Annotated in this window: 19 protein-coding genes; 13 read left to right on the forward strand and 6 right to left on the reverse strand. The window is 66.9% G+C overall.

Going from position 1 to position 24,433, the window contains the following annotated elements; all coding sequences use genetic code 11:
- Position 1: 1 nt before the first annotated feature.
- From CD928_RS00995 to CD928_RS01005, 3 genes are read right to left on the reverse strand one after another with little or no spacing between them, the layout of a single operon-like run.
- Complete coding sequence (locus CD928_RS00995; RefSeq protein ID WP_095383696.1) at positions 2-712, reverse strand: glutathione S-transferase N-terminal domain-containing protein; 711 nt, start codon at positions 710-712, stop codon at positions 2-4.
- Positions 709-1,206 (reverse strand): nuclear transport factor 2 family protein, encoded by a 498-nt coding sequence (locus tag CD928_RS23245; RefSeq protein WP_176473394.1) that lies wholly within the window; start codon positions 1,204-1,206, stop codon positions 709-711. The genes CD928_RS00995 and CD928_RS23245 overlap by 4 nt, the downstream gene beginning before the upstream one ends.
- On the reverse strand, positions 1,206-3,449 hold the full coding sequence (locus CD928_RS01005) for a TonB-dependent receptor (RefSeq protein WP_176473395.1): 2,244 nt from the start codon (positions 3,447-3,449) through the stop codon (positions 1,206-1,208). The genes CD928_RS23245 and CD928_RS01005 overlap by 1 nt, the downstream gene beginning before the upstream one ends.
- A 132-nt stretch (positions 3,450-3,581) precedes the next feature.
- Between CD928_RS01005 and CD928_RS01010 the strand changes: the two genes are divergently transcribed.
- The gene (locus tag CD928_RS01010) at positions 3,582-4,085 is read left to right on the forward strand and encodes a DUF3237 domain-containing protein (protein WP_176473396.1); all 504 of its coding nucleotides are present in this window, start codon (positions 3,582-3,584) and stop codon (positions 4,083-4,085) included.
- Positions 4,085-4,810: a glutathione binding-like protein gene (locus tag CD928_RS01015; protein WP_095383708.1), complete on the forward strand. Its 726-nt coding sequence runs from the start codon at positions 4,085-4,087 to the stop codon at positions 4,808-4,810. The genes CD928_RS01010 and CD928_RS01015 overlap by 1 nt, the downstream gene beginning before the upstream one ends.
- Positions 4,811-5,014: 204 nt before the next feature.
- Here CD928_RS01015 and CD928_RS01020 read toward each other — a convergent pair whose 3' ends face one another.
- Entirely contained in the window at positions 5,015-5,719 is a 705-nt protein-coding gene (locus CD928_RS01020; RefSeq protein WP_095383711.1) for a glutathione S-transferase family protein, read from the reverse strand.
- A gap of 4 nt (positions 5,720-5,723) precedes the next feature.
- Positions 5,724-6,881, reverse strand: coding sequence for a CaiB/BaiF CoA-transferase family protein (locus CD928_RS01025; RefSeq protein ID WP_095383714.1), 1,158 nt, complete (start codon positions 6,879-6,881; stop codon positions 5,724-5,726).
- 137 nt (positions 6,882-7,018) lie between these two features.
- Between CD928_RS01025 and CD928_RS01030 the strand changes: the two genes are divergently transcribed.
- From CD928_RS01030 to CD928_RS01075, 10 genes are all read left to right on the forward strand, one after another.
- Positions 7,019-7,924, forward strand: coding sequence for a hydroxymethylglutaryl-CoA lyase (locus CD928_RS01030; protein WP_095383717.1), 906 nt, complete (start codon positions 7,019-7,021; stop codon positions 7,922-7,924).
- A 172-nt stretch (positions 7,925-8,096) separates the two neighbouring features.
- Positions 8,097-11,108: a TonB-dependent receptor gene (locus CD928_RS01035; protein WP_369679292.1), complete on the forward strand. Its 3,012-nt coding sequence runs from the start codon at positions 8,097-8,099 to the stop codon at positions 11,106-11,108.
- 116 nt (positions 11,109-11,224) lie between these two features.
- The gene (locus CD928_RS01040) at positions 11,225-12,760 is read left to right on the forward strand and encodes a tryptophan halogenase family protein (RefSeq protein ID WP_095383722.1); all 1,536 of its coding nucleotides are present in this window, start codon (positions 11,225-11,227) and stop codon (positions 12,758-12,760) included.
- Positions 12,760-13,479 (forward strand): SapC family protein, encoded by a 720-nt coding sequence (locus tag CD928_RS01045; RefSeq protein WP_095383724.1) that lies wholly within the window; start codon positions 12,760-12,762, stop codon positions 13,477-13,479. Before CD928_RS01040 ends, CD928_RS01045 begins: the two co-directional genes overlap by 1 nt.
- Complete coding sequence (locus CD928_RS01050) at positions 13,472-14,503, forward strand: cupin-like domain-containing protein (RefSeq protein ID WP_095383727.1); 1,032 nt, start codon at positions 13,472-13,474, stop codon at positions 14,501-14,503. The genes CD928_RS01045 and CD928_RS01050 overlap by 8 nt, the downstream gene beginning before the upstream one ends.
- 14 nt (positions 14,504-14,517) lie before the next feature.
- Positions 14,518-16,002 (forward strand): tryptophan halogenase family protein, encoded by a 1,485-nt coding sequence (locus CD928_RS01055; RefSeq protein WP_095383730.1) that lies wholly within the window; start codon positions 14,518-14,520, stop codon positions 16,000-16,002.
- A complete protein-coding gene (locus tag CD928_RS01060) occupies positions 15,999-16,940 on the forward strand; it encodes a family 16 glycosylhydrolase (protein WP_095383733.1) in 942 nt (313 codons plus the stop codon). The genes CD928_RS01055 and CD928_RS01060 overlap by 4 nt, the downstream gene beginning before the upstream one ends.
- On the forward strand, positions 16,940-18,001 hold the full coding sequence (locus CD928_RS01065; RefSeq protein WP_095383736.1) for a LacI family DNA-binding transcriptional regulator: 1,062 nt from the start codon (positions 16,940-16,942) through the stop codon (positions 17,999-18,001). Before CD928_RS01060 ends, CD928_RS01065 begins: the two co-directional genes overlap by 1 nt.
- Positions 17,998-19,194 carry an MFS transporter gene (locus CD928_RS01070; protein WP_095383739.1) on the forward strand — a complete coding sequence of 399 codons (1,197 nt, stop codon included), beginning with the start codon at positions 17,998-18,000 and terminating at the stop codon, positions 19,192-19,194. The genes CD928_RS01065 and CD928_RS01070 overlap by 4 nt, the downstream gene beginning before the upstream one ends.
- A 112-nt stretch (positions 19,195-19,306) precedes the next feature.
- Complete coding sequence (locus tag CD928_RS01075) at positions 19,307-21,769, forward strand: glycoside hydrolase family 3 protein (RefSeq protein ID WP_255246999.1); 2,463 nt, start codon at positions 19,307-19,309, stop codon at positions 21,767-21,769.
- Positions 21,770-21,775: 6 nt separating this feature from the next.
- Here CD928_RS01075 and CD928_RS01080 read toward each other — a convergent pair whose 3' ends face one another.
- Complete coding sequence (locus CD928_RS01080) at positions 21,776-22,780, reverse strand: LacI family DNA-binding transcriptional regulator (RefSeq protein WP_095383745.1); 1,005 nt, start codon at positions 22,778-22,780, stop codon at positions 21,776-21,778.
- A 53-nt stretch (positions 22,781-22,833) separates the two neighbouring features.
- Between CD928_RS01080 and CD928_RS01085 the strand changes: the two genes are divergently transcribed.
- The gene (locus CD928_RS01085; RefSeq protein ID WP_255247000.1) at positions 22,834-24,372 is read left to right on the forward strand and encodes an MFS transporter; all 1,539 of its coding nucleotides are present in this window, start codon (positions 22,834-22,836) and stop codon (positions 24,370-24,372) included.
- The last annotated feature ends 61 nt before the right edge of the window (positions 24,373-24,433 follow it).

The following is a 24,433-nucleotide window of genomic DNA, read 5'->3' on the forward strand; positions in this document are numbered from 1 at the left end:
ATTAGCGCGTCGGCGCTTCCAGCATATTCTTCCCGAACAGGTTCGACCATTGTTCGTCGGTCAGCACCGGGCGCGCGCTCGACAGGTTGGCGGCATTCTTGACGTCCGTGCCGGCGATCACCGCGGGGCGCTCGCCGATGCGTGCGAACCAGTCGGCGACCGCGGGATAGTCGTCAAGGGCCAGCCCGATGGCGCGGATCGCGCGCGTCCACGGCCAGCATGCGATGTCGGCGACCGAATATTCCTCGGCCAGATAGTCGGCCTCGCGCAGCCGCCCGTCGAGGACGTGGAGCAGACGCAGCGTTTCGTTGCGATAGCGTTCGACCGGATAGCTTTGCCCCTCGGGTGCGTAACGAATGAAGTGGTGGGCCTGGCCCTGCATCGGGCCGAAGCTCGCCATTTGCCACATCAGCCATTGCTGCGCCTGGCTGCGCCGCCGCGGGTCGGCGGGAAGCAGTTGCCCGCTCTTTTCGGCGAGATAGAGCAGGATCGCGCCGCTCTCGAATATGGGCAGCGGCGCGCCGCCGCCTAAGGGCTCATGATCGATGATCGCAGGTAGGCGGCCATTGGGGTTGATGCGCCGATATTCGGGGGTCAGATGATCGCCCGCCAGCATGTCCATCTTGAGCAGCCGGTGCGGCAACCCGGTCTCTTCGAGCATGATCGAGACCTTGTGGCCGTTGGGAGTGGGCGTGAAATAGACGTCGATCATCGGGCGTGTCTTTCGGCAAAAATGGCGCGCGCGGCGGCGAAGGCCGCGTCGAAGGCGGCTTTGCCGGCGGGATAGCCAACGACGGTCAAGGTGACGCCGGCAATTTTCCAGCCGTTCTCGCGAACGAGGCGGTGGGCATAATGGCCGATGAGATCGCCCATCAATTCTCGGTCATCGAGGGCGATGAAATGGGCGGCATCGACGATGCTGGTGACCAGCGCCGCGTCGCCGTCGATTGCCGTGACGATGTTGTGGAGCCGGTGCGCGGTCGCATCGAAGCCTTCGAGCGCGCGGCAGCGGTTTGTCCATTCGTCGGCAGGGATGATGGCGACGAGCGAACCGATCGCGCCGTAATCGATCGCGATCTCGTCGGTGAAGAGGGCGTGATAGGCATCCCAGTCGCGCGCGTCGAGTGCGCCCGCGTAAGAGGTCACGGCCGCGACCGCCGCTTCCCTGTCGAGGAAAGCGTCGATCGCGGCCGATCGCTGGGACATCAGAATTTGAACCCGGCCTCGACCGAAATATTGCGGGTGGGTTCGAGGTAGAGGATCGCGCGCGACACGCCGGTGATCGGCGCGGGCAGGCGGAAGGCGCTGCCGGTCGTGAGCTGGTTGGTCAGATTCTTGCCGACCAGCGCGAGATGCCAGCCTGCGTCCTGATCCGACAGCTGGACGCGCAGGTCGAGCTTCACATAGCCTTTCTGGACGCCGAAGATCGGGCTCTGGTCGTCGGAGTCGAAATATTTCGACCGGCCCGCGGCGACCCCGGTGATATCGAGCTTCAGGTCGCTCGGCAGGTCGAAGCGCGCATGCGCCGTCATGCTGCCCGTCCATTTCGACGTATAGGCGGGGCTGTAGCCGGCGAGGTTGTTGGTCGCGGGCGTACAGGTGGCGGGCTGCGAGGCGAGGCAGGCCGCGCCCGGATAATCGTCGTATTTGATATCCTGATAGGCGCCCGACGCGGTGACGTCGAAGTTGGGGAAGGGGAAGATGCTGAGCGACCCCTCGATTCCCTTCGACGTCGCGCTCGCGGCGTTCCCGGTCAGGTAGCTCGACGATTCGGGCTGATAGACCGAGACCTGCAGATCCTTGAACTCGGTGTGATAGGCCGACACGTTGGCGACCACCGCGCCATCGAACAACGTCGACTTGATGCCCGCCTCATAGTTGGTCGAGCGTTCGGGCTCGAAGGTGAAGGTCGAATCGACCGTTCCGAGCGTGTTCGACACGAAGCCGCCCGATTTCGACCCGCGGCCATAGGTCGCATAGACCATGACGCGCGGCGCGATGTCATATTGCAGCGTGATCGAGGGGTCGACATTGCCCTCGCTGATCGAACCCTCGGCGCTCGAGATCGGGCGGATCGCGAAGGGGCCGTAGACGAGGCGGGAGGCGAAATCGCCATCCTTGCTCGTGTGGCTGTAGCGCAGGCTGCCGATGATGCGGAAGGCGTCGCTGAGGTTCAGCGTGCCCTGGCCGAAGACCGACCAGCTTTCGGCCTTTTGGTTGAAGCGACTGTCGATGCGGCCGAAATAGGGGCTGCCGAACAGATCCTCGATGTTGAAGCCCTGGAGCTGGTCGAGCCGGTAGTTTGAGCGGTCGTAATAGGCGCCCGCGATGAACTCGAAGGTGCGGCCCGTCGGCGACAGGATGCGCAGTTCCTGCGAGAATTGGTCGAAACGTTCGGGGAAGCTGTTGTAGACCGAATTGTTGGTCGCTGCGCCGCCGCCGCCGGGGATCGTCTGGTCGAAGCCGTTGACGATGTTGGCGTTGAACCACGAGTAGCCGGTGACCGAGGTCAGTGTGTAATCGCCGAGCGCGATATTGCCGGTGCCCGACACCATCACCGATTCGGTCCGCGTGCCTTCGTCGCCGAGCGCCGAGCGTTCGAGATAGCGCGTCGTGTGCGGATCCTGCGGGCCGTCGAGCGGGCTCGACACGGTGATGCCGCCGATGACGTCGCGGTTCGCATATTCGGCCTTCACCGTATAGTCGAAGTCGCTCGACGGCTCCCATTTCAGCGTCAGGCGCGCGAGCTGCTGGCGCACCTCGGGGTCGTCGTGGTTGGTCGCCAGATTGCGGATATAGCCATCCTGGTTGACGATCTTGTAGGCGAGGCGCGCGCTCAGCGTGTCGCTGATCGGGCCCGAGATATAGCCCGAGACGTCGATGCCCTTGTGGTCGAAATTATAGAGCGCGGTGAAGGCGCCTTCGGGCGTGCTCGTCGGGCCCGCCGAAACGACGCTGACCGCGCCCGCCGCGGTGTTCTTGCCGAACAGCGCGCCCTGCGGGCCGCGTAGCACCTCGACGCGCGCGAGGTCGAAGAAGGGCGCCTGCGCCTGGCGCGAGCGGCCGGCATAGACGCCGTCGACATAGAGCGACACCGACTGGTCGAAGGCGAAGTTGGCCGGCGGCGAGCCGAAGCCGCGGATATAGATGACGTCGTTGCCCGCGGTCGACTGGACGAAGACGTTCGGCGTGTAGTTCATCACCGCCTTGATGTCGTTCGAGTTGAATTCGGCGAGCTTCTGGCCGCTGACGACCTCCATCGAGATGGGCACGTCCTGCAGGCTCTGCTCGCGCTTCTGCGCGGTGACGATGATTTCGTTGCCGCCGCCGCTGTCGCTCGCCGCCGCCGCATCGCCTGCGTCGCTCGCTTGCGCGAACGCCGGAACGGCATAGGACGTCATCGCGGCAATCGCCGCGCCCGACAGCAGAAGATGATTCAGAGCCTTCATATGCACCCTCCCATTGAGTGATCCCGTCGACGGTCGCGGGAGACGCCGAAGCGGCTCCATCCGTCAATCTGATTGACCCTTAGTATACTAATGGTTTTATACTTGTCCATAGTCTTGGAAGGAGGATTCAGCATGACCCAGCAAGTTTCGGCGCCGGTTCCGCCCGCGCTCGAAAGCCGCCACCTCTGCACCGTCGAATTCGACGTAAGTGGCGGAATTATCGCGATTGGCGCGTCGCCCTTCGGCGAACAGCGCGTCGGCTATGTCACCGGTGGACGCATATCGGGGCCGCGGATCAGCGGAGAAGTCCTGCCCGGAGGCGGCAACTGGCCGCGCTCGGGGCGACTCGGCGACGCCGCTGTGGGGACCTTCGATGCGCGGGCGGTGTGGAAGACCGACGAGGGCGACCTCATCTATCTGACCTACACCGGGCGCAGCCTGATCCCCGACGACGTCCGCGTGCTGTTCGCCGACCCCGCCAAGCCGCCCGTCGATCCGTCGCGCTATTATCTGCGCATCGCGGCGGTGTTCGAGACCGCGAGCGAAACATATCGCTGGCTCAACGGCACGCTGGCGGTCGGCGTCGGCGAGGTCACGAGCTTCGGGGTCCGGCACGTCTTCCATGAGGTCGGCTGATGATCGACCTTCACTATTCGGCGACGCCGAACGGCCAGAAGATCGCGATCATGCTCGAAGAGATCGCCGAGCCCTGTCGCGTGATCGCCTACGACATATTCGAGGGCGATCAGCTTACCGCCGAATTCGGGCGCATCAATCCGAACCACAAGCTGCCGGCGATCGTCGACCGGGACCCGGCGGGCGGCGGCGACCCGGTCACCGTGTTCGAATCGGGCGCGATCCTGCAATATCTGGCCGAAAAGAGCGGGCGCTTCCTGCCCGCGTCGGGCGCGCCGCGCGCGGCGGCGCTGTCGTGGCTGACGTGGCAGGTCGCGGGGCTCGGCCCGATGGGCGGGCAGGCGAGCCATTTTCTGCGCTATGCGCCCGCGGGGCAGGATTATGCGATCGAACGCTATACCAAGGAACTCAATCGGCTGCTCACCGTGCTCGAACGGCGGCTGGAAAAGAGCGCCTATGTCGCCGGCGACGATTATACGATCGCCGACATGGCGATCTGGCCCGGCCGCGCCTCGGCCTTCGTCATGGGGATGGGGCTCGACGAATGGCCGGCGATGCACCGCTGGTTCGAACGCATCCGCGAACGGCCCGCCGTCGCGCGTGCGATGAACCGCGAGGATCTGAAGGCGCCGGCGAAATATGTCGGGCGGCATCAGGCGCTGGACGAAAAGGAATGGTCGAACATGTTCGGCGATGCGAACCATGCGGCGGTGAAGGGGGATTGAGGCCGGAGGTTTGGTTGCGGTCGATAACAGCCATACCTTCTCCCCTCCCTTTTAGGGAGGGGCTGGGGGTGGGTAGCCGCCGAAGGCGGCGTTCTTTCGTGGGCTCGCTCCGCTCGCGCACCCACCCCTAACCCCTCCCTAAAAGGGAGGGGAATGGCTCAAATCCACCCCAAACTTGCCATTCGTAAGCTTCCCGCAGTCGCCTCAACGCTTCACATGCTGCCGGTCGCCCCACAGGATCGCGCGGTGCTCGTCGGTAAAGCCGGTCAGCCCGCCCTCGATCGTCTCGGCGCGCGCGATGCCGACCTGCATGCCCTCGGCGACCGCGGGGCGTTCGAGCATCGCGGCGCCCCACCGCTCGACGTTCGGGAAGCGTCCCGCCTTGTCGATGAACTGGCGGCGCAGATAGGGGAGCGTCGCCATGTCGGCGACCGTATACGCGTCGCCGGCGAGCCATTCGGCCTCGCCCAGCCTTTTGTCGAGCACCATCATCAGCCGGTCGACCTCGCGCGAATAGCGCTCGATCGCATAGTCGTGCCGGTCTTTCGCATAATGGGTGAAGTGCGCTTCCTGTCCGAACATCGGGCCGACACCCGAGACCTGAAACATCAGCCACTGCCAGCAGATGGCGCGCTCCACCGGGTCTGCGGGCAGGAAGCGCCCGGTCTTTTCGGCGAGATAGAGCAGGATCGCGCCGGTTTCCCACAGCACGAAGCCGGGGCCGTGCGGTCCCTCGTCGTCGACGATCACCGGGGTCTTGTTGTTCGGGTTGAGCGCGAGGAATTCGGGAGTCAGCTGGTCCCCCGCGAGGATATCGACCGGCTCCAGCCGCCATTCGAGCTCCATTTCGAGGAGTGCGATCGTGATCTTGCGCGCATTGGGGGTCGGGCCGCCGTAGAGGGTGATCATCGCCTTATCCTTCGCGGCCGAGCCAGCGTTTCAGCACCTCGGCACCGTCTTGCCCGACGCGGAGCGGGGCGGGGCGGCGGATGCTGCCGGGGGTTCCGGACAGCTTGGGGAAGATACCCTGCATCCGGATTTCGCCCAGCTCTTCGTCGGGGACGGTGACCAGCGCCTCGCGCGCGGCGAAATGCGGGTCGGCGAGCATGTCCTCGGCATCATAGACGCGGCCCGCGGGAACGCCGGCCTCGACCATCTTCGCTTCCAGCTCGTCGATCGTCATCGCTTTCGTCCATTCGCCGATCAGCGCGTCGAGCTCCTCCTGCCGCGCGCCGCGGGCGCGATGCGTCGCATAGCGCTCGTCAGTCGCGAGCCCGGGGCGTCCCATCGCCGCGGCGAGGCGCGCGAAGACGCCGTCCTGGTTGGCACCGATCAGATATTCGCCGTCGCGGCACGGATAGACGTTCGACGGCGCGATGCCGGGCAGGGTCGATCCGGTGCGCCGGCGCTTGGTCCCGCTCGCCGAATAATCCGACACCGTCGATTCCATCACTTGCAGCACCGCTTCGTAGAGCGCGGAGTCGACGATCTGGCCTTCCCCAGTTTTGCTGCGATGATGGAGGGCGGCGAGCGCGCCCATGCAGCCGTAGGTCGCGGCGAGCGTGTCGCCGATCGACACCCCCATGCGCGCGGGCGGCCGGTCGGGATAGCCGACGATGCCGCGCCAGCCGCCCATCGCCTCGCCGATGCCGCCGAAGCCGGCCCGCGCCGAATAAGGGCCGGTCTGGCCATAGCCAGACACGCGCACGACGATCAGGCCCGGGTTGGTCTTGCGCAGTTCGGCGGGGTCGAGATTCCATTTCTCGAGCGTGCCGGGGCGGAAATTCTCGATGAGGATATCGGCCTTCGCGATCAGGTCGCGCGCCAGCTGTTGGCCTTCTTCGCTGCGCAGGTCGGCCGCGACCGAATATTTGTTGCGCGCGATGACGCGCCACCAGCTCGGCTTGTCACCCTGGCCCCAGTGGCGCATCTGATCGCCGGTGCCCGGCGGTTCGAGCTTGACGATCTCGGCGCCCATGTCGCCGAGCAGCTGGCCGCAGAAGGGGCCCGCGATGAGTTGCCCCATCTCGACCACCTTGATGCCGTCCAGCGCTCCCCCATGTATCGTCATTGCGTTCCTTTCGGTGCCCGAGCCGGTCTATGAAGCCTGTTGCGGCGGCTGGCATCAACTCTTGTGGTCATGATATACTTAGCATGCTATGTAATTTTCAACCAGCAAAATGACTCGAGCGAAAACGGAAGCGCGAAATGGCGGAAAATCGAACGGTGGAAATGGTCGAAGTCGGCCCGCGCGACGGGCTGCAGAACGAATCGGCGATCGTTGCGACCGCCGACAAGGCCGCGCTCGTTCGCCGCGCGATCGATTATGGCGCGCGGCGGATCGAGGTGACGAGCTTCGTCAACCCGAAGAAGGTGCCGCAACTCGCCGATGCCGACGAACTGGTGGCGTTGCTGCCCGACCGCGACGACGTCACCTATATCGGGCTGGTGCTCAACCGCCGCGGCGCCGAGCGCGCGCTCGCGACCGGGCGGATCGACGAACTCGGCGCGGTGTGCGTGACGAGCGACAGCTTCGGCATCCGCAACCAGGGGCAGTCGTCGGACGAATCGCTCGCTGCGGCGATCGAGATCGTGGGAATGGCGAGGGCGGCGGGGCGGAGCGGGCAGATCACCATCGCCACCGCCTTCGGCTGCCCGTTCGAGGGCGAGGTCGCTCTCGCCCGCGTCGTCGAGACGGCGAAGCGCGCCGCCGATGCGGCCCCGCGCGAAGTCGCGCTCGCCGATACGATCGGCGTCGGCGTGCCCGCGCAGGTCGCGGAGATGGTGGGGCGGGTCGCCGAGGCGATCGCGCCGCTGCCGGTGCGCGTGCATTTCCACAATACGCGCGGCACCGGCCTCGCCAATGTCTGGGCCGCGGTGGGAGAGGGGGCGGCGACTGTCGACGCGTCGCTCGGCGGGCTCGGCGGCTGCCCGTTCGCGCCCGGCGCGGCGGGCAATGTCGCGACCGAGGATGTCGCCTATATGCTGGAGCGCAGCGGCGTCGCGACCGGCCTCATGCTGCCCGCGGCGGTCGATGCCGCGCACTGGCTGGCGGGCGTGATGGACCGCCCCTTGCCTGCGATGGTCAGCCGGGCACCCGCTTTTCCGGGCTGATTTCCGGCCTTCCGGCGCGCTCTTTTGCTGCGCTCCGTGGTGCGGCATTTTTGCACCATCCGCATCGCAATCGTATGCGCTCCGCATTGACAAAGAGAACGTTATCAATTAGTGAACGTTCACATAAGACGAATGCCGCCGATATGAGCGGCTGACATTGGGGAGGATAGGGGTGCAGGCATCTCATAAGCGTTGGTTCGCCAGCTTGCTCGTCGGTACGTCGGCGTGCTCGCTGATGGGTTTCGCGCCGAGCGCGATGGCGCAGGAAGCGCCGGGCGACAGCGTGGCCGACGGCGACGCGATCGTCGTCACCGGCATCCGCGCGAGCCTTGCCGCATCGGCCGACATCAAGCGCGATGCACAGGGCGTCGTCGACGCGATCTCCGCCGAGGATATCGGCAAATTCCCCGACACCAACCTCGCCGAGTCGTTGCAGCGCATCACCGGCGTCTCGATCGACCGCCAGAATGGCGAGGGTTCGCTGGTCACGGTTCGCGGCTTTGGTCCCGAGTTCAACCTGGTCACGGTCAACGGCCGTCAGGTCCCGACCGCGCTGATCGGCGACGGCGGCAGCGCGCCCTCGTCGCGCTCGTTCGACTTCGCCAACCTCGCCTCCGAAGGCATCGCTGCGGTCGAGGTCTACAAGAGCGGCCGCGCGACCGTGGAATCGGGCGGCATCGGCTCGACCATCAACATCCGCACCCCGCGTCCGCTCGACAATCCGGGGCTGCGCGGCAGCCTGTCGGTCAAGGGCGTCTACGACACGTCGCGCAACGAGGGGAATCCGATCACCCCCGAGGTGTCGGGCATCATCAGCACGACCTTCGCCGACGACACGATCGGCGTCATGATCGCCGGGTCGTATCAGAAGCGCAAGTCGAGCACGAACACCGCGAACGTCGGCTGGCGCGATGGCTATCTGGGCAGCGAGAACAATTGGGGCTCGCTCGCGCAGCCCGGCGATCCGCGGTACGACAACATCACCAATCGCCCCGAAGGCAACGACGTCTACCAGGTCCCGCAGAATGCGTCCTACGACCTCAACGACATCGACCGCGAGCGCATCAACGGCCAGGCGGTGCTGCAGTTCCGCCCGACCGATGGGCTGACCGCGACGGTCGACTATATCTATTCGCGCAACACCGTCGAAACGCGCAACAGCAACGTCGGCGTGTGGTTCAATCATGAGGACACGTCGAGCGCGTGGACCGACGGCCCCATCGCCGGCCCGATCTTCTACTCGGAGCATTTCGGCGCTCCCGCGGGCGTGCCGAGCCCCAACGCCCTCTATGGCGGCAAGGATCTGTCGTACAGCGGCGCGCTGACCAAGAACCGCGCCGAGAACAAGTCGCTGGGCTTCAACCTCGAATGGGAAGCGCCGGGCGGCGTCACGATGGAGCTCGACGCCCATCATTCGACCGCGCAGGTGAATCCGGTCAACCGCTTCGGGTCGAGCATGTCGCTCGGCAATGCGGTGTTCGGGGTCGAGAATCAGACGATCAACTTCGAGAACGACCTGCCGGTCATCTCCTACGGCATGTATCCCGGGATCGACCCGCTCGACCCGGCGATGATCACCCCGACCGGCAACGCCTTCCGCAACGCCTATTTCCGCAACCGCATCAACCAGGTGCAGGTGCGGGGGCATTACGACCATGACGAAGGCTTCCTCGACAGCATCGATTTCGGCGTGTCCTATGTCGACAGCAAGGTGCGCTCGGCCTTCGGCACGATCCAGAACGACGATACCTGGGGCGGCGCCGGCCCGGCTTCGGACATCCCCGACGACATCTTCAGCCTCGTGACGCTGCCCGACAAATTCCCCGGGCTCGCGCAGCCGGGGATGATCGACAGCTTCTACACCTTCGATTTCGAGCGGCTCGCCGATCTCGTCGAGCAGAATTACCAGGCGTGCAGCAATCCGGTGACCGGGTCGGCGCAGCCGGGAACCTGTCTCGCCAACTTCAACACCGACCGCCGGATCAGCGAAAAGACGCTGGCACCCTATCTGCAGGTCGCGACGCAGTTCGACCTGATGGGCAATCCCGGGCATTTCGTCGCCGGCGTGCGTTATGAAACGACGACCATCTCGTCGGCGGCGCTCGTACCGGCGCCCGAGACCACCGACTGGGTAGGCGAGAATGAGTTCAACATCGTCCTGTCGGGCGACAGCGAATTCACGCGCTTCAAGGGGTCGTACCAGAACTGGCTCCCCGCGTTCGACCTCGATGTTTCGCCGATGGAGAACGTCAAGCTGCGCGCATCGTACAGCCACACGATCACCCGGCCCGACTATGCGAGCATGCAGGGCGGGCGCACGCTCGACACGCTGTTCCGCGTCGGCGGGGGCACGGGCGCGCAGGGCAATCCCGGCCTGATCCCGTTCAAGTCGAAGAATATCGATCTGTCGGCGGAATGGTATTACGGGCGCGACAGCTATGTGTCGGTGGGATGGTTCCACAAGGATGTGAGCAATTTCATCTCTTCGACCCGGGTCGACTCGACGGCGTTCGGGCTGACGACACCGGTCGAAGGACCACGCTGGCAGGCGGCGGTCGCGGCGCTGGGTGCGAACGCGACGGTCGGCGACATCCGGCAATATATCTTCGAACATTTCCCCGACACGGTGACGATCACCGGCGGGACGGCTGGCAGCTATACCGGCATCATCCATGCCGCGGCGGGCGACCCGCTGGTCAATTTCGAGATCAACCAGCCGATCAACAGCGACCAGACCGCCTCGCTCAACGGGTGGGAGTTCGCGATCCAGCACAGCTTCTGGGATACCGGCTTCGGCGTGATCCTGAACTATACGATCGTCAACGGCGACGCGACCTACGACAACACGCAGCCTTCGTCGGTGGCGCAGTTCGCGCTCGTCGGGCTCAGCGACAGCGCCAACGCGGTCGCCTATTACGACAAGGGGCCGATCCAGGCGCGCGTCGCGTGGAACTGGCGCGACGAATTCCTGGCAGGGTCGGGGCCCAACCCCTTCTATGTCGAGGATTATTGGCAGATCGACGCCAGCGCGAGCTATGAGTTCATCCCCGGCTTCACCGGCTTCGTCGAGGCGATCAACCTGACCGGCGAAGGACGCCGCGGGCACCTGCGTCACAAGAACAACGTGACCTTCGCATCGCCGGGCTTTGCCCGCTACGCGGCGGGGATACGGTTCAACTTCTGACGGGGCGGCGCCCCGCCATGGCTCTGGCGAGGGAGCCGCACCTCCTCCCAGGTGCGGCTCTTTTGCGTGACGCGGCGGGCCGGCTCGCATAGGGTCAGGACCCAGGGATATCGGCAATGAACGGAATGGTCGGGAGAGTGGTCATCGTGGGCGGCGGCACCGCCGGCTGGCTCTCGGCCTGCTCGCTCGCGGCGGCGCGTCCGGACCTTTCGGTCACGCTGATCGAGGCGCCCGACATTCCGACAATCGGCGTCGGCGAGGGGACGTGGCCGACGATGCGCGCGACGCTCGCCTCGATCGGCATCGGCGAGGCCGAATTCCTCGCCGCCTGCGACGCTTCCTTCAAGCAGGGGTCGCGTTTCGACGGCTGGGTCGATGGCGCCCCGAACGACCGCTATTTCCACCCCTTCACCTCGCCGCCAGGGATGCCTGCCCACGCGTTGCTTGCGGCATGGCGCGACGATGCGAGCGAGCTGCCCTTCGCGGCAGCGATGACCCCGCAGGTCCATGTCTGCGAGCGCGATCTCGCACCGCGCCAGCGGGCGATGCCCGACTATCAGGGCGCGGCCAACTATGCCTATCATCTCGACGCGGGGAAGTTCGCGGCGCTGCTCGCGCGCCACGCGGTCCAGCGGCTCGGCGTGAACCATCTCGCGGACCATGTCGTCGATGTGCGGGCGGACGGACAAGGAGGAATCGCCGCCGTCGTCACGCGTGAAAATGGCGAGATCGCCGCCGACCTGTTCCTCGACTGCACCGGCCATGCGGCGCTGTTGATCGGGCGGCATCTGGATGTCGAATGGATCGACCGCGGCGATGTGCTGATTAACGACCGCGCGCTCGCGGCGCAGGTGCCGGTGTTGCGGGGCAGCCCCATCGCCTCGCAGACGGTCGCGACCGCGCATGCCGCAGGCTGGATCTGGGACATCGGCCTCCCTGCTCGCCGCGGCATCGGCTGCGTCTATGCGAGCCGCTTCATGGACGACGAGGCGGCCGAAACGGTGCTGCGATCCTATATCGCCACTGCGCTGCCCGATGCCCCCGACGTTCCGATACGCAAGCTCAGCTTCCCCACCGGGCACCGCGCGCGCTTCTGGCAGGGCAATTGCGTCGCGGTCGGCCTGTCGGCGGGCTTCATCGAACCGCTCGAATCCTCGGCGATCGTGCTGATCGAGCTGTCGCTGCGCGCGCTGACCGAGAATTTTCCCGCGAGCCGCGTCGCGATGCCGATCCACGCCGGGCGCTTCAACGCGCTGTTCCGCTACCGCTGGGACCGGGTCGTCGAATTTCTGAAGCTCCATTATGTGTTGAGCCGCCGCGACGAACCCTATTGGCGCGCGCAGCGCGACCCGGCGCATGTGCCGCAGGGCCTCGCCGACATGCTCGCGCTGTGGCGCGACCAGCCGCCATCGACGTGGGATTTCCCGCAGGCCGAGGAGATTTTCTCGGCCGAAAGCCACCAATATATCCTCTACGGCATGGGGCACCCGGCGCCCGATGGGCAGGCCGCGACCGAGCGCGCGCGGGCGGCGCTCGCCGCGAATGGGCAGCGCGCCCGCACGCTCGCGGCGGCGCTGCCGACCAACCGGGCCTATCTCGACGCGCTGCTCGCCGAGGGCGGCGCCGGGCCGGCACATATGGAAGGGCATTGATGACGAGCCACGCGCCCCTCGACAAGAATGTTCATCGCGACCTGCGCGTGCGCACCGACGTCGGCGCGGCGCTCGGCGACGCGGTAATGGCGACGCTGACGGTGCCGAGCGAATTCCGCAGCGTGCAGGGCCATTTCCCGATCCTCTTCCGCCGCGAGCCGGGGCAGGGCGATTTCATGGCGCTCGCGCTCTTCGGATTCGAGAATGGCGAGAATCTGATGCTCGACGGCGACCGCTGGGACGCGCGCTATCGCCCCTGGTCGCTCGCGATCCAGCCCTTTCTGGTCGGGCGCCCGGCGGGCGGCGAGGGGCCGGGGCAGGTCCATATCGACCTCGACCATCCGCGCATCGCCCAAGGGGGCGAGGGCGTGCGACTGTTCGACGAGGACGGCATGGCGACCCCCTTTCTGGACGCGATCGCCGAACGGCTCGGTGCGCTCGACGAGGGCTATCGCGCGAGCGGCGAATTTTTCGCGGCGCTGCGCGATCATGACCTGCTCGAGCCCTTCACGCTCGAAGTGCCGCTTACGGACGGGTCGAAGCATTCGCTCGTCGGCTTTCACATCATCGACGAGGCGAAGCTCGCGGCGCTCGGCGCCGATACGCTCGGCAAGCTGCACGCGGCGGGCCATCTGATGCCGATCTTCATGGCGCTCGCCTCGCTGTCGCAGATTTCGGCGCTGGTCGAGCGCAAGAACCGGCGGACGCGCGGTGGCTGAACGCGACGGCCCGATCTACGACCGGCTCGCGCGCGTTCCCGAGCGCGAATGGGATAAGGGGGCGGGGCTCGACGCGTTGCTGAAAGGCGCGCGCGAGCCCTTTGTCCTGCGCGGGCTGGTCGCCGACTGGCCGCTGGTCCGGGCGGGACGGCAATCGGCACGCGCGGCGCGGCGGCATCTGCTGGACCACGCGCGCGACCGCCCTTTCACCGTCGCGATCGGGCCGCCGGGACACGACGGGCGGCTGTTCTACGACGCCGGCATGGCGATGAACTTCCGCACCGGGACCGGCAAGCTGCCCGACATCTTCGCGGGGCTCGACACGGCGGAGGAGCAGGGTGAGGCGCGCACCGTCTATCTCGCCTCGATCGACATCCCCTCGCATTTCGACGGGCTCGACGAAGCGAACCCGATCGACCTCGGTGCACGCGAGCCGTTCAAGAGCATCTGGATCGGCACCCGCACGCGCATCGCCGCGCACAACGATTTTCCTGACAATCTCGCCTGCTGCGCGGCCGGTCGGCGCCGCTTCACGCTGTTTCCCCCCGATCAGTTCCGCAACCTCTATCTGGGGCCGATCGACAATACGCCCGCCGGACGCGCGGTGAGCCTCGTCGATTTCGACGCGCCCGACCTCGCCGCGCATCCGCGTTTCGTCGACGCCATGGCCCATGCGCAGACGGTCGAGCTGGAGCCCGGGGACGCGATATTCATCCCGTCGATGTGGTGGCACCATGTCGAGGGGCTCGAGCCCTTCAACATCCTCGTCAACTATTGGTGGCGCGATACGCCGGCGTGGCTCGGCCAGCCGCAGGGCGCGCTCAACCACGCGATCCTCGCGATCCGCGACCTTCCGGAGGAGGACAAGGCGATGTGGCGCGCGCTCTTCGACCATTATGTGTTCGCGAACGACGGAACCGTCACCGACCATATTCCCGAAACCGGGCGCGGCGTGCTGGCGCCGCTGACCGCCGAAACCGCGGGGCAGCTCCGCGCCTATCTGTTGAGGACCCTGAGCCGATGAAGGAAGAGCAAGCAATGCGACGGATCGTGATCGCGGGCGGCGGCACCGCGGGCTGGATGGCGGCGGCGGCGATCGCGCGGACGCTGGGGCCGGTCGTCGAGCTGACGCTGATCGAGTCCGAGGCGATCGGGACGATCGGCGTCGGCGAAAGCACGATCCCGCCGTTGGTCAACTATAACCGGCTGCTCGGGATCAACGAGGCCGATTTCATGCGCGCGACGCAGGCGACCTTCAAGCTCGGCATCTTGTTCGACGACTGGAAGGACCTCGGCACCCGCTATTTCCACAGCTTCGGATTGACCGGCAAGGATCATTGGTCGGCGGGTTTCCAGCATTTCTGGCTGCATGGACGCGCGAAGGGGCACGACGCGCCCTATGAGGATTATTGCCTCGAACTGGCCGCGGCGGTTCAGGGCAAGTTCGCGCATCTTCCGGACGACCGGCTCAACTATGCCTATCAGCTCGACTCCGGGCTCTACGCGCGCTTCCTGCGCCAGATGGCGGAGGGCGACGGCGCGAAACGGATCGAGGGCCGGATCGCGCGCGTCGAACTCGACGGCGAAAGCGGCGACATCGCCGCGCTCGTCCTCGATGGCGACCGGCGGATCGAAGGCGACATCTTCATCGATTGCACCGGCTTTCGCGCGCTGCTGATCGAGGGCGCGCTTCACGCGGGGTTCGAGGATTGGAGCCACTGGCTGCCCTGCGATTCTGCGATCGCGATCCAGACCCCGAACGTCGGCCCGCCGACGCCCTATACCCGCGTGATGGCGCACGATGCCGGCTGGCAATGGCGCATCCCGCTGCAGCACCGCACCGGCAACGGGCTCGTCTATTGCAGCCGCTACCTCGACCGCGAGCCCGCGCTCGAACGCCTGCTCGGCAATATCGAGGGCGATCCGCTGACCGAGCCCAATTTCCTGCGCTTCACCGCGGGAACGCGGCGACGGCAATGGCATCGCAACTGCGTCGCGATCGGGCTGTCGGGGGGCTTCATGGAGCCGCTCGAATCGACCGCGATCCACCTGATCCAGCGTTCGGTGCTGCGCTTCGTGCGGATGTTGCCCGCGGGCCGGGTCAGCGAACGCGACATCGCCGAATATAACGACCAGCAGATGCAGGACATGGTGCAGATCCGCGACTTCCTCGTCTGCCACTATAAGGTGACCAACCGTCGCGACAGCCCCTTCTGGCGGCATTGCGCGGCGATGCCGATCCCCGACACGCTCGAGCAGAAGATCGAGCTGTTCCGCGAGACAGGGCGCGTCTTCCGCCGCAACGAGGAATTGTTCGCCGAGAACAGCTGGGTGCAGGTGATGATGGGGCAGGGGGTCGAACCCGAAAGCTATCACCCGATCGCGGCCAAGCTGCGCGACGACGAGCTTGACAGGCTCCTTCGCATGATCCGCGGCCAAGTCGCCGACACCGTCGCCTCGCTGCCCGATCATCAATCTTATGTCGCGCGCTATTGCGGCGCCGAGGTGCCGCAGGCGGCATGATCGGCGCGCTCGGCCTGATGCTCGCCGCGGCGATGGCGGCGCCCGCGGCTGCGCCGAAGGAGGGCTGGCATCTCGTCTGGTCGGACGAGTTCGACGGGCCGCGGATCGACGCCGCGAAATGGGATTTCGACGTCGATTGCTGGGGCGGCGGCAACGAGGAACGGCAATGCTACACCGACGATCCGCGCAACGCTGCGATCGAGGATGGCAAGCTGGTGATCACGGCGCGTCGCGAACGCAGCACCGGCCCCGCCTTTCCCCTATCGCAGCGCAGCGATCCCGCGAAGGCCGATGCGATCGCGACCAGGGATTTCACCTCGGCGCGCCTGGTTACCCGCGGCAAGGCGGCGTGGACCTATGGCCGGATCGAGGTGCGCGCGAAGCTGCCGCAGGGGCAGGGAACATGGCCCGCGATCTGGATGCTGCCCGAGACCCCGCACTACGGCCCCTGGGCCGCGTCGGGCGAGATCGACATATTGGAGGCGGTCAACCTCGGCGTGCGCTGCGCAGGCTGCGCGGGCGGGATCGAGAACCGCATCCTCGGCACGCTCCATTTCGGCGGTGCGTGGCCGGGCAACAAGCACAAGGGATCGGAAACCGCGCTTGCCGCGCCACTCGACGGCTGGCACGTCTTCGGCCTCGTCTGGCGCAAGGGTCGGATCGACTGGACGGTCGATGGCCGGGTCTATGCGACGCAGGTCGCGGGCGACTGGAGCACGAGCGCGTCGAGCGATCCGGCGGCGCCCTTCGACCGGCCTTTCCACCTGATCCTGAACCTCGCGATCGGCGGCGGACTGGCCGAGAGCCGCGGGGTCGGCGGCGTCGACGCGGAGGGCTATCCGAAAAGGATGGAAATAGATTGGGTTCGCGTCTGGCAAAGCGGCGAAGAGGGCGCTAGCAGCACGGATAAAGGCGTGACGGAGGGGCGGAAGGACTGATGGGGCGTCGGCGGCAGTCGGTGACGATCAAGCATGTTGCGGCCGACGCGGGCGTGTCGCTGCAGACGGTGAGCCGCGTCATCAACAACGAGCCCAACGTCCGCCCCGAGATGAAGGAGCGGGTGCAGGCGTCGATCGACAAGCTCGGCTATGTCCCCTCGATCGCGGCGCAGCGGATGAGCGGCTCGCGTTCCTATCTGATCCTCGCGATCAACGACCGCGAGCGCACCATCGCCGACTGGCGGGGGCGGCAGGGGATCGACTGGGTCGACCAGATGCTGCTCGGCGGGATGCTGAAATGCGCCGAGCTCGGCTACCGGATGATCTTCGAACTGGTCGACACGCACAACGACCACGTCGAGCGCGAACTGCGCGCGACGATCGCTGCGCTGCAGCCCGATGGAGTGGTCCTGACCCCGCCGCATTCGGACAATCCGCTGATCGTGGGCCTGCTCGACAAGGCGAAGATTCCTTTTGCGCGCATCGGGTCGCTGGGCGGCGCGGCGGGCATCGCGCTGACGATGGACGACGAAGGGTCGGCGCAGCTCGCGACGCGGCACCTGATCGACCTCGGCCATCGGCGGATCGGTTTCATTGCCGGATCGCCCGAATATAGCCTGAGCGGTTGGCGCGTGGAGGGCTGGCGCGAGGAAATGGAAGCGGCTGGGCTCGGCACGGACGATCTTCTGGTCGAAGGCGACTTCAGCTATGCGTCGGGCGAACAAGCGGCGCGAACCCTGCTCGACGGCGCCGATGCGCCGACCGCGATCATCGTCAGCAACGACCAGATGGCACTCGCGACGCTCAAGGTTGCACGGTCGCGCGGGCTCGAAATTCCGCGCGACCTGTCGATCATCAGCTTCGACAATACGCCGATCGTTCGCTTCACCCAGCCGCCGCTGACCGCGGTCGATCAGCCGATCGCCGAGACGGTGTCGCGCGCGGTCGAATTGATCATCGCCCAGCAACGCGGCAAGCCGAAGGTCGACGCGCCGACCGTGGTGCGCGGCAGCCTGGTCGAGCGCGCGTCGACCGCGCCGCCGCCGCCCGGACGGGCATGAGGGACGGCGATTTTCCGCGCCGCCAATCGCTCGGCTTTCTGCTGCTCTATGCGCTCGCCGCCGCGGGCGGCGCGATGGCCTATGTGCCTTTCCTGACGATCTTGCTGCCCGCGCGGATGACCACACTCGCGGGTCAGGCCGACGTCCAGTATCTCGGTTATATCACCTTCTGCGGCGCCGTCGCCGCGAGTCTTGGCGGCATCCTCTTCGGCTGGCTCAGTGACATCACCGGCAACCGCCGCGGCTGGGTCTCGGGCGGGTTGGTGCTGACGATCGCGTTGCTGCTCTCGGTGCCGCTCGCGAAGGACGTATGGACGCTGATCGGCATTATCATCGTCTGGCAACTGGCGCTCAACATGATGCTCGGCCCGCTCGCCGCCTGGGCGGGCGACTGCGTGCCCGACGAGCAGAAAGGGCTGCTCGGCGGCCTGCTCGCGCTGTCGCCCGCGCTCGGCGCCTGGTCGGGCGCGATCGCGACGATGCCCGGGCTCGTGTCGGTCGACGGCCGGCTCGGCGTCGTTGCGCTGCTCGTCGCGGCGGCCGTGCTGCCGGTGCTGCTGCTCGGCCGGCCGCGGCCTTTCCCCGAGCTGACGGCGCCCCCGCCGGTCGAGGCCGACGGCGATGTCGCGGCGCGGCCGAAGGGACCGGCGGTTCGTATGTGGCTCGCGCGGCTGCTCGTCCAGATCGCCGAGGCGGCGTTGTTTGCTTATCTTTATTTCTGGTTTCGTGCGATCGACCCTGCCATGCAGGACAATGAAAAGGCGCGGCTGTTCAGCCTCGCGCTGACCGCCGCGGTGCCGATCGCGCTCCTCGCCGGGCGCTGGGCCGACCGCAAGGACCGCCCTTTTCGGCCGCTGGTGCTCGGCGCGAGCGTCTCGGCGGTCGGGCTCGTCGGCATGGCGCTCGCGGGCGACGCCGATACGGCGAAGGCGAGCTACCTCGTCTTCGGAATCGCGACGACGGTGTTCCTTTCGCTCCATTCGGGGCAGACATTGCGCATTTTGCCGCGATCGGACCGCCGTGGGCGCGACCTTGGCGTGTTCAACCTCACCAACACCGTCCCGTCGCTGATCATGCCGTGGCTGACGATCTCGCTCGTCCCCGGCTTCGGGTTCGGGGTGCTGTTCCTGCTGCTCGCCGCGCTCGCGGGGGGCGCGGTGCTGCTGCTCGCGACCATGCCGCGCATCCGCTGAGACGCTGGCGCACAAACTAGCCCTTGATTTCGGGAAGGCGCTATGCAAGACGATTATTGATAACGTTCACATAATCGGGATTGGGATAGAGATGCAGCGATCGGCACTTGCGATGGCGACGGCGCTTTTGCTGGCGGGAACCGCCCTGGCGGCCGCTCCCGAAGAGGGCGCGGGCACCGCGACCGTCCATCCCGAACTCTGGCCCGCGGCGAAGAGCCCCGCTGCGATCACCGACGCCGCGACCGAGAAGCGCATCGACGACCTCATGGCGCGGATGACGATCGAGCAGAAGGTCGGCCAGCTGATCCAGGCCGACATCAGCACCGTCACCCCCAAGGACCTCGAAACCTATCCGCTCGGATCGATCCTCGCCGGCGGCAACAGCGGACCCAACGGCAACGAACGGTCGAGCGCCGCCGACTGGGCCAAGCTGGTCGGCGAGTTCCGCGCCGTCTCGCTGCGCCCTCAGGACAATGGCGTCGCGATCCCGATCATCTTCGGCGTCGACGCGGTGCACGGACACAATAATATCCCCGGCGCGACGCTCTTCCCGCACAATATCGGGCTCGGTGCCGCGCACGATCCCGAACTGATTCAGCGCATCGGCGCGGTGACCGCCGCGGAAATCTCCGGCAGCGGCATCGAATGGACTTTCGCCCCGACGCTCGCGGTGCCGCAGGATCTGCGCTGGGGGCGCAGCTACGAAGGCTATTCGTCCGATCCCAAGTTCGTCGCCGATTATGCGCGCGCGATGGTGTTCGGGTTGCAAGGCAAGCTCGCGACCGGTCGGCCGGTCGACGCCACGCATGTCGCGGCGACCGCCAAACATTATCTCGCCGACGGCGGCACCTTCGAGGGCAAGGATCAGGGCGATGCCAAGATTGGCGAGGCGGAGCTGATCGCCAAGCATGCGCAAGGCTATCCCGCCGCGATCGACGCCGGCGCGCTGACCGTGATGGCCAGCTTCTCGAGCTGGAACGGGGTCAAGAACCACGGCAACAAGGGGCTGCTCACCGATGCGCTCAAGGGCAAGATGGGCTTCGAGGGTTTCGTCGTCGGGGACTGGAACGGCCACGGCCAGGTCGCGGGGTGCAGCGTCACCGACTGCGCGTCGGCGGTCAACGCCGGGCTCGACATGTATATGGCGCCCGATAGCTGGAAGGGGCTTTACGAAAGCACGCTCAAGGAGGCGAAGGACGGCACGATCGGCGCGGCGCGGCTCGACGATGCGGTGCGCCGCATCCTGCGCGTCAAATACAAGCTCGGCCTGTTCGACACCGACCATGTCGACCGCGGCGATTTCGCGGCGGTCGGCGCGCCCGATCACCTCGCCGTCGCGCGCGAAGCGGTCGCCAAGTCGCTGGTGCTGCTCAAGAATAATGGGAGCCTGTTGCCGATCAAACCGGGTGCCAAACTGCTCGTAACGGGGCCCGGCGCCGACAATATGGCGATGCAGGCAGGCGGCTGGACGATCAGCTGGCAGGGCACCGACGTCACCCACGACGATTTTCCGAACGGCCAGACGATCTGGGAAGGGCTGAAACAGGCGGCCGAGGCCGCGGGCGGCAGCGCGACCTTGTCGGCCGACGGCAGTTTCACCGACAAGCCCGACGTCGCGATCGTCGTATTCGGCGAGGAGCCCTATGCCGAGTTTCAGGGTGACGTGCCGACGCTCGACTATCAGCCTGCCGAAGCGACCGACCTTGCGACGCTGAAGAAGCTCAAGGCCGCGGGCGTGCCGGTCGTCGCGCTTTTCCTGTCGGGCCGGCCGATGTTCACCAACCCGGAGATCAACGCCGCCGACGCCTTCGTCGCGGCGTGGCTGCCGGGATCACAAGGCGCCGGGGTCGCCGATGTGCTCGTGGCGGGCGCGGACGGAAAGGCACCGAAGGATTTCACCGGCACGCTGCCCTTCGCGTGGCCCGCCGATGCGCGCTCGCCGGTCGAAAAGCCGCAGTTCGCGGTCGGCTATGGGCTGACCTATGCCGACAAGAAGACCGTGCCTGCGCTTCCGGAGGATCTGGGGGTCGATGTCGCGGCGATGATGAATGTCGAGAATTTCTTCGCGGGCGGCCGCGCGCGGGCGCCGTGGACGCTGTCGATCGCCGACGCGGGCGGCTCGCGCCAGGTCGGGTCGGCACCGCAGGACAGCAGCTATGGCCTGCTCCAGACGCGCTCGGTCGACGTGAAGGCGCAGGAGGACGGCAAGGCTTTCGTGTGGACCGGCCCCGCGACCTTCAATCTGTCGGGTCCGGTCGCGGACATGACGCGCCAGCTCAACAACAGCTTCGCGTTGCGGCTCGACTGGCGGATCGACGCCGCGGGCAGCGCCCCGGTCAGGCTGGCGCTCGGCGGGGTGCGGCTCGATGTCGGCGCGATGGTCAAGGCGGCGCCGGCGGGCGAGATTTCGACGCTGAAGGTCCCGCTCCGCTGCTTCGCCGACGCGGGCGCCAATCTGGCGCGGGTCGACCATGCGGTGTCGGTAACCGCCGACAAGGGCTTCGCGGCGACGCTGCTCGCTGCGAAGGTCGAGGCGGTGGGCGAGAATCTGCCCTGTCCGGCGAAGGCGGAATAGCGGGCGCTACGCCCCGCACGATTCCCGCACGATCAGATTGGTCGGCAGATATTCGGGCGGCTGTTCCGAATCCGAATCCATGACCTGCGACACCAGCCGCCGCCCGGCCTCGGCAGTGTCCTGCTGGATCGTGGTGAGCGCGGGGGTGCTGAGCCGTGCGAGCAGCATGTCGTCGTAGCCGACCACCGACACATCCTTTGGGACCGCCCGGCCGCCCTTGCGCAACGCCCGGATCGCGCCCAGCGCGATGAGGTCGCTCGTCGCGACGATGCCGTCGATTTCCTGCCCACGTGCCAAGAGCTTGGCGGCCGCACTTTCTGCCGATTCGAAGCCGAAATCGACCCGGACGTCGAGTGCGGCGTCGAAAGCCACGCCGCTCGATTCGAGCGCTTCGAGATAGCCCTGGCGGCGCTGCATCGCTTCGGGGTCGCTGCTGCCGAGGAAGGCGATCCGCCGGCGCCCGAGGCGGAGAAGATGGAGCGTCGCGCGGCGACCGCCGAGCAGATTGTCCGAACCGACCGAGCGATATTTCTGTCCCGGCAGATGCGCGCCCCAGACGACGAAATTGCCGTTCGAATCGGCGAGCCGGTTGAATTCGTCGTGGAGCATGGACTGGCCGAGAAAGATCACGCCCTTGGCCCGGCTGGTCGTCGTGACCGCGACGAGGTCGTCGAAATCGCGCGGCGCGGTGTGGCTGACGGTGAAGTCGCAGTCGCGCGCGCGCGCCGCCTCTCCGATGCTGGCGAGCAGTTCGAGGAAAAAAGGGTGCGAGAGCGGCAGCGGCCGGCCCTGCATATGCGGGGTGACGACGACGATCGAGCCTTCGGACCCGAGCGGTGCCGCGGGCATCGAGCTGCGGAAGGGATAATGATTCTCGCGCGCCAGCGCCCAGATTTTCTTCTTGGTCTTGAGGCTGATGAGCGGATGATCGTTGAGCGCGCGCGACACGGTCGAGGTCGAAACGCCCGCCATCTTCGCGAGGTCTTCCAATCTGGTATTGCTCTGGGTCATAAACAGATCATCCGTGTCTGGCGCCGCGAGCGTTAGCCGCGCAGGGGAGGGCAATGCAAGATTTGCATAGCGGCGAGGGGGTGGCGCTTCGGGGCGAGGCTTCGCGCGCGCGCAGCGCGGACGGCTTTCGCCTGTGGAGCATGTGCTTCGCGCTGTTCGGCATCCAGATCGTCTGGGGGCTGCAGAACGCCAACACGAGCCGCATCTTCCAGGCGCTCGGCGCCGACGTCGCCGAATTGCCGCTGCTGTGGATCGCGGGGCCGATCACCGGGCTGATCGTCCAGCCGATCATCGGGCATCTGAGCGACCATTCGCGCTCGCGCCACGGCAAGCGCCGTCCGTTTCTGGTTGCCGGCGGGCTGCTGTCGGCGCTCGCGCTGATCCTGATGCCCAATGCCGCCACGCTGTGGGCGGCGATCGCGGCGCTGTGGCTGCTCACCGCGTCGAACAATATCGCGATGGACCCGTCGCGCGCCCTGGTCGCCGACAATCTGCCGCAGGCGCAGCGGGCGCGCGGCTATGCGGTGCAGGTCTTCTTCATCGGCACCGGCGCGGTCTTCGCCTCGTCGCTGCCGTGGGTGCTCGTCAACTGGTTCGGCGTGTCGGGGGTCGGCGAGGCGGGCGGTCTGCCGCCGTCGGTGCGCTATGCCTTCTATATCGGCGCCGCCTGCCTGCTCGCCTCGATGCTGTGGACCGTGCTGACGACGCCCGAGCGGCCCGCCGACAGCCCCATCCGCCGCCCGGACGACGCGCGCGAGGCGGAGCCGCCGGTGCTGCGCCGCGCCTGGGGACTCGCCGCCGGAGGGGGCGGGCTGATGGTCCTGTCGCTCGCGCTCGACTGGCAATGGGAGGTGGCACTGCTCGCGGGAGCGGCGCTGTTGATCGGGGCGGCCGAGATCGCGGTGGCGCGGCGCCGCGCGCGCGGCGACGGCGCGCTCGGGATGCTGCAGATCGTCGAGGATTTCCGGCGCATGCCGCACGCGCTGCGTCAGCTCGCGCTCGTCCAATTCTTCACCTGGTTCGGCCTGTTCGCGATGTGGATCTATGCCGCGCCGGCGGTGGCGCGGGCGCATTACGGCACCGCGGATGCCGCCTCGGCGCCGTTCAACGCCGCCGCCGACTGGGTCGGGATTCTCTTTGCCGGCTACAATGCCGTTGCCGCGCTCGCCGCGCTGGCCCTGCCCGCCGTCGCCGCGCGGATCGGCGAGCGGCGCACCTATGCGCTGTGCCTGCTGTGCGGCGCGGCGGGGATGGCGGGCTTCGTGACCTTGCCCGATCCGCGTCTGCTTTGGCTCGCCTCGCTCGGTATCGGGCTCGCCTGGGCGGCGGTGCTGTCGCTGCCCTATGCGATCATCGTGAGCGCAGTCGCGCTCGAGAAGGTCGGGGTTTACCTGGGCATCCACAATATCTTCCTCGTCGTGCCGCAGCTCGTCGCGGCGGTGTGCCTCGGCCCCGCGATCCGTCATCTGTTCGGCGGCGAGCCCGGCCCGGCGCTGGGGCTCGCGGGCGTGCTGCTCGCGCTCGCGGCCGGCGCGGCGCTGTCCATCCGGTCGCGCCCTGAAGTTGGCGAAAGCGCTGCGGAGCGCGGTTGATCGGCTTTTCATGTGCAAATATTTGCATAAAATATGCCTCTATGCAATCGTATTCGGCGAG

Origin of the sequence: Sphingopyxis sp. GW247-27LB (assembly GCF_002277025.1) — a bacterium.
In the GTDB taxonomy this organism is placed as follows: domain Bacteria; phylum Pseudomonadota; class Alphaproteobacteria; order Sphingomonadales; family Sphingomonadaceae; genus Sphingopyxis.

What these genes read in the sequence shown, in the direction of transcription:
- CD928_RS01045 (WP_095383724.1), top strand. Translation starts at nt 12,760, where the DNA reads ATGACGAGCCACGCGCCCCTCGACAAGAATGTTCATCGCGACCTGCGC.
- CD928_RS01080 (WP_095383745.1), bottom strand. Translation starts at nt 22,780, where the DNA reads ATGACCCAGAGCAATACCAGATTGGAAGACCTCGCGAAGATGGCGGGC.
- CD928_RS01060 (WP_095383733.1), top strand. Translation starts at nt 15,999, where the DNA reads ATGATCGGCGCGCTCGGCCTGATGCTCGCCGCGGCGATGGCGGCGCCC.
- CD928_RS01020 (WP_095383711.1), bottom strand. Translation starts at nt 5,719, where the DNA reads ATGATCACCCTCTACGGCGGCCCGACCCCCAATGCGCGCAAGATCACG.
- CD928_RS01075 (WP_255246999.1), top strand. Translation starts at nt 19,307, where the DNA reads ATGGCGACGGCGCTTTTGCTGGCGGGAACCGCCCTGGCGGCCGCTCCC.
- CD928_RS01025 (WP_095383714.1), bottom strand. Translation starts at nt 6,881, where the DNA reads ATGACGATACATGGGGGAGCGCTGGACGGCATCAAGGTGGTCGAGATG.
- CD928_RS01065 (WP_095383736.1), top strand. Translation starts at nt 16,940, where the DNA reads ATGGGGCGTCGGCGGCAGTCGGTGACGATCAAGCATGTTGCGGCCGAC.
- CD928_RS01055 (WP_095383730.1), top strand. Translation starts at nt 14,518, where the DNA reads ATGCGACGGATCGTGATCGCGGGCGGCGGCACCGCGGGCTGGATGGCG.
- CD928_RS01070 (WP_095383739.1), top strand. Translation starts at nt 17,998, where the DNA reads ATGAGGGACGGCGATTTTCCGCGCCGCCAATCGCTCGGCTTTCTGCTG.
- CD928_RS01010 (WP_176473396.1), top strand. Translation starts at nt 3,582, where the DNA reads ATGACCCAGCAAGTTTCGGCGCCGGTTCCGCCCGCGCTCGAAAGCCGC.
- CD928_RS01085 (WP_255247000.1), top strand. Translation starts at nt 22,834, where the DNA reads ATGCAAGATTTGCATAGCGGCGAGGGGGTGGCGCTTCGGGGCGAGGCT.
- CD928_RS01030 (WP_095383717.1), top strand. Translation starts at nt 7,019, where the DNA reads ATGGCGGAAAATCGAACGGTGGAAATGGTCGAAGTCGGCCCGCGCGAC.
- CD928_RS01040 (WP_095383722.1), top strand. Translation starts at nt 11,225, where the DNA reads ATGAACGGAATGGTCGGGAGAGTGGTCATCGTGGGCGGCGGCACCGCC.
- CD928_RS00995 (WP_095383696.1), bottom strand. Translation starts at nt 712, where the DNA reads ATGATCGACGTCTATTTCACGCCCACTCCCAACGGCCACAAGGTCTCG.
- CD928_RS01005 (WP_176473395.1), bottom strand. Translation starts at nt 3,449, where the DNA reads ATGAAGGCTCTGAATCATCTTCTGCTGTCGGGCGCGGCGATTGCCGCG.
- CD928_RS23245 (WP_176473394.1), bottom strand. Translation starts at nt 1,206, where the DNA reads ATGTCCCAGCGATCGGCCGCGATCGACGCTTTCCTCGACAGGGAAGCG.
- CD928_RS01015 (WP_095383708.1), top strand. Translation starts at nt 4,085, where the DNA reads ATGATCGACCTTCACTATTCGGCGACGCCGAACGGCCAGAAGATCGCG.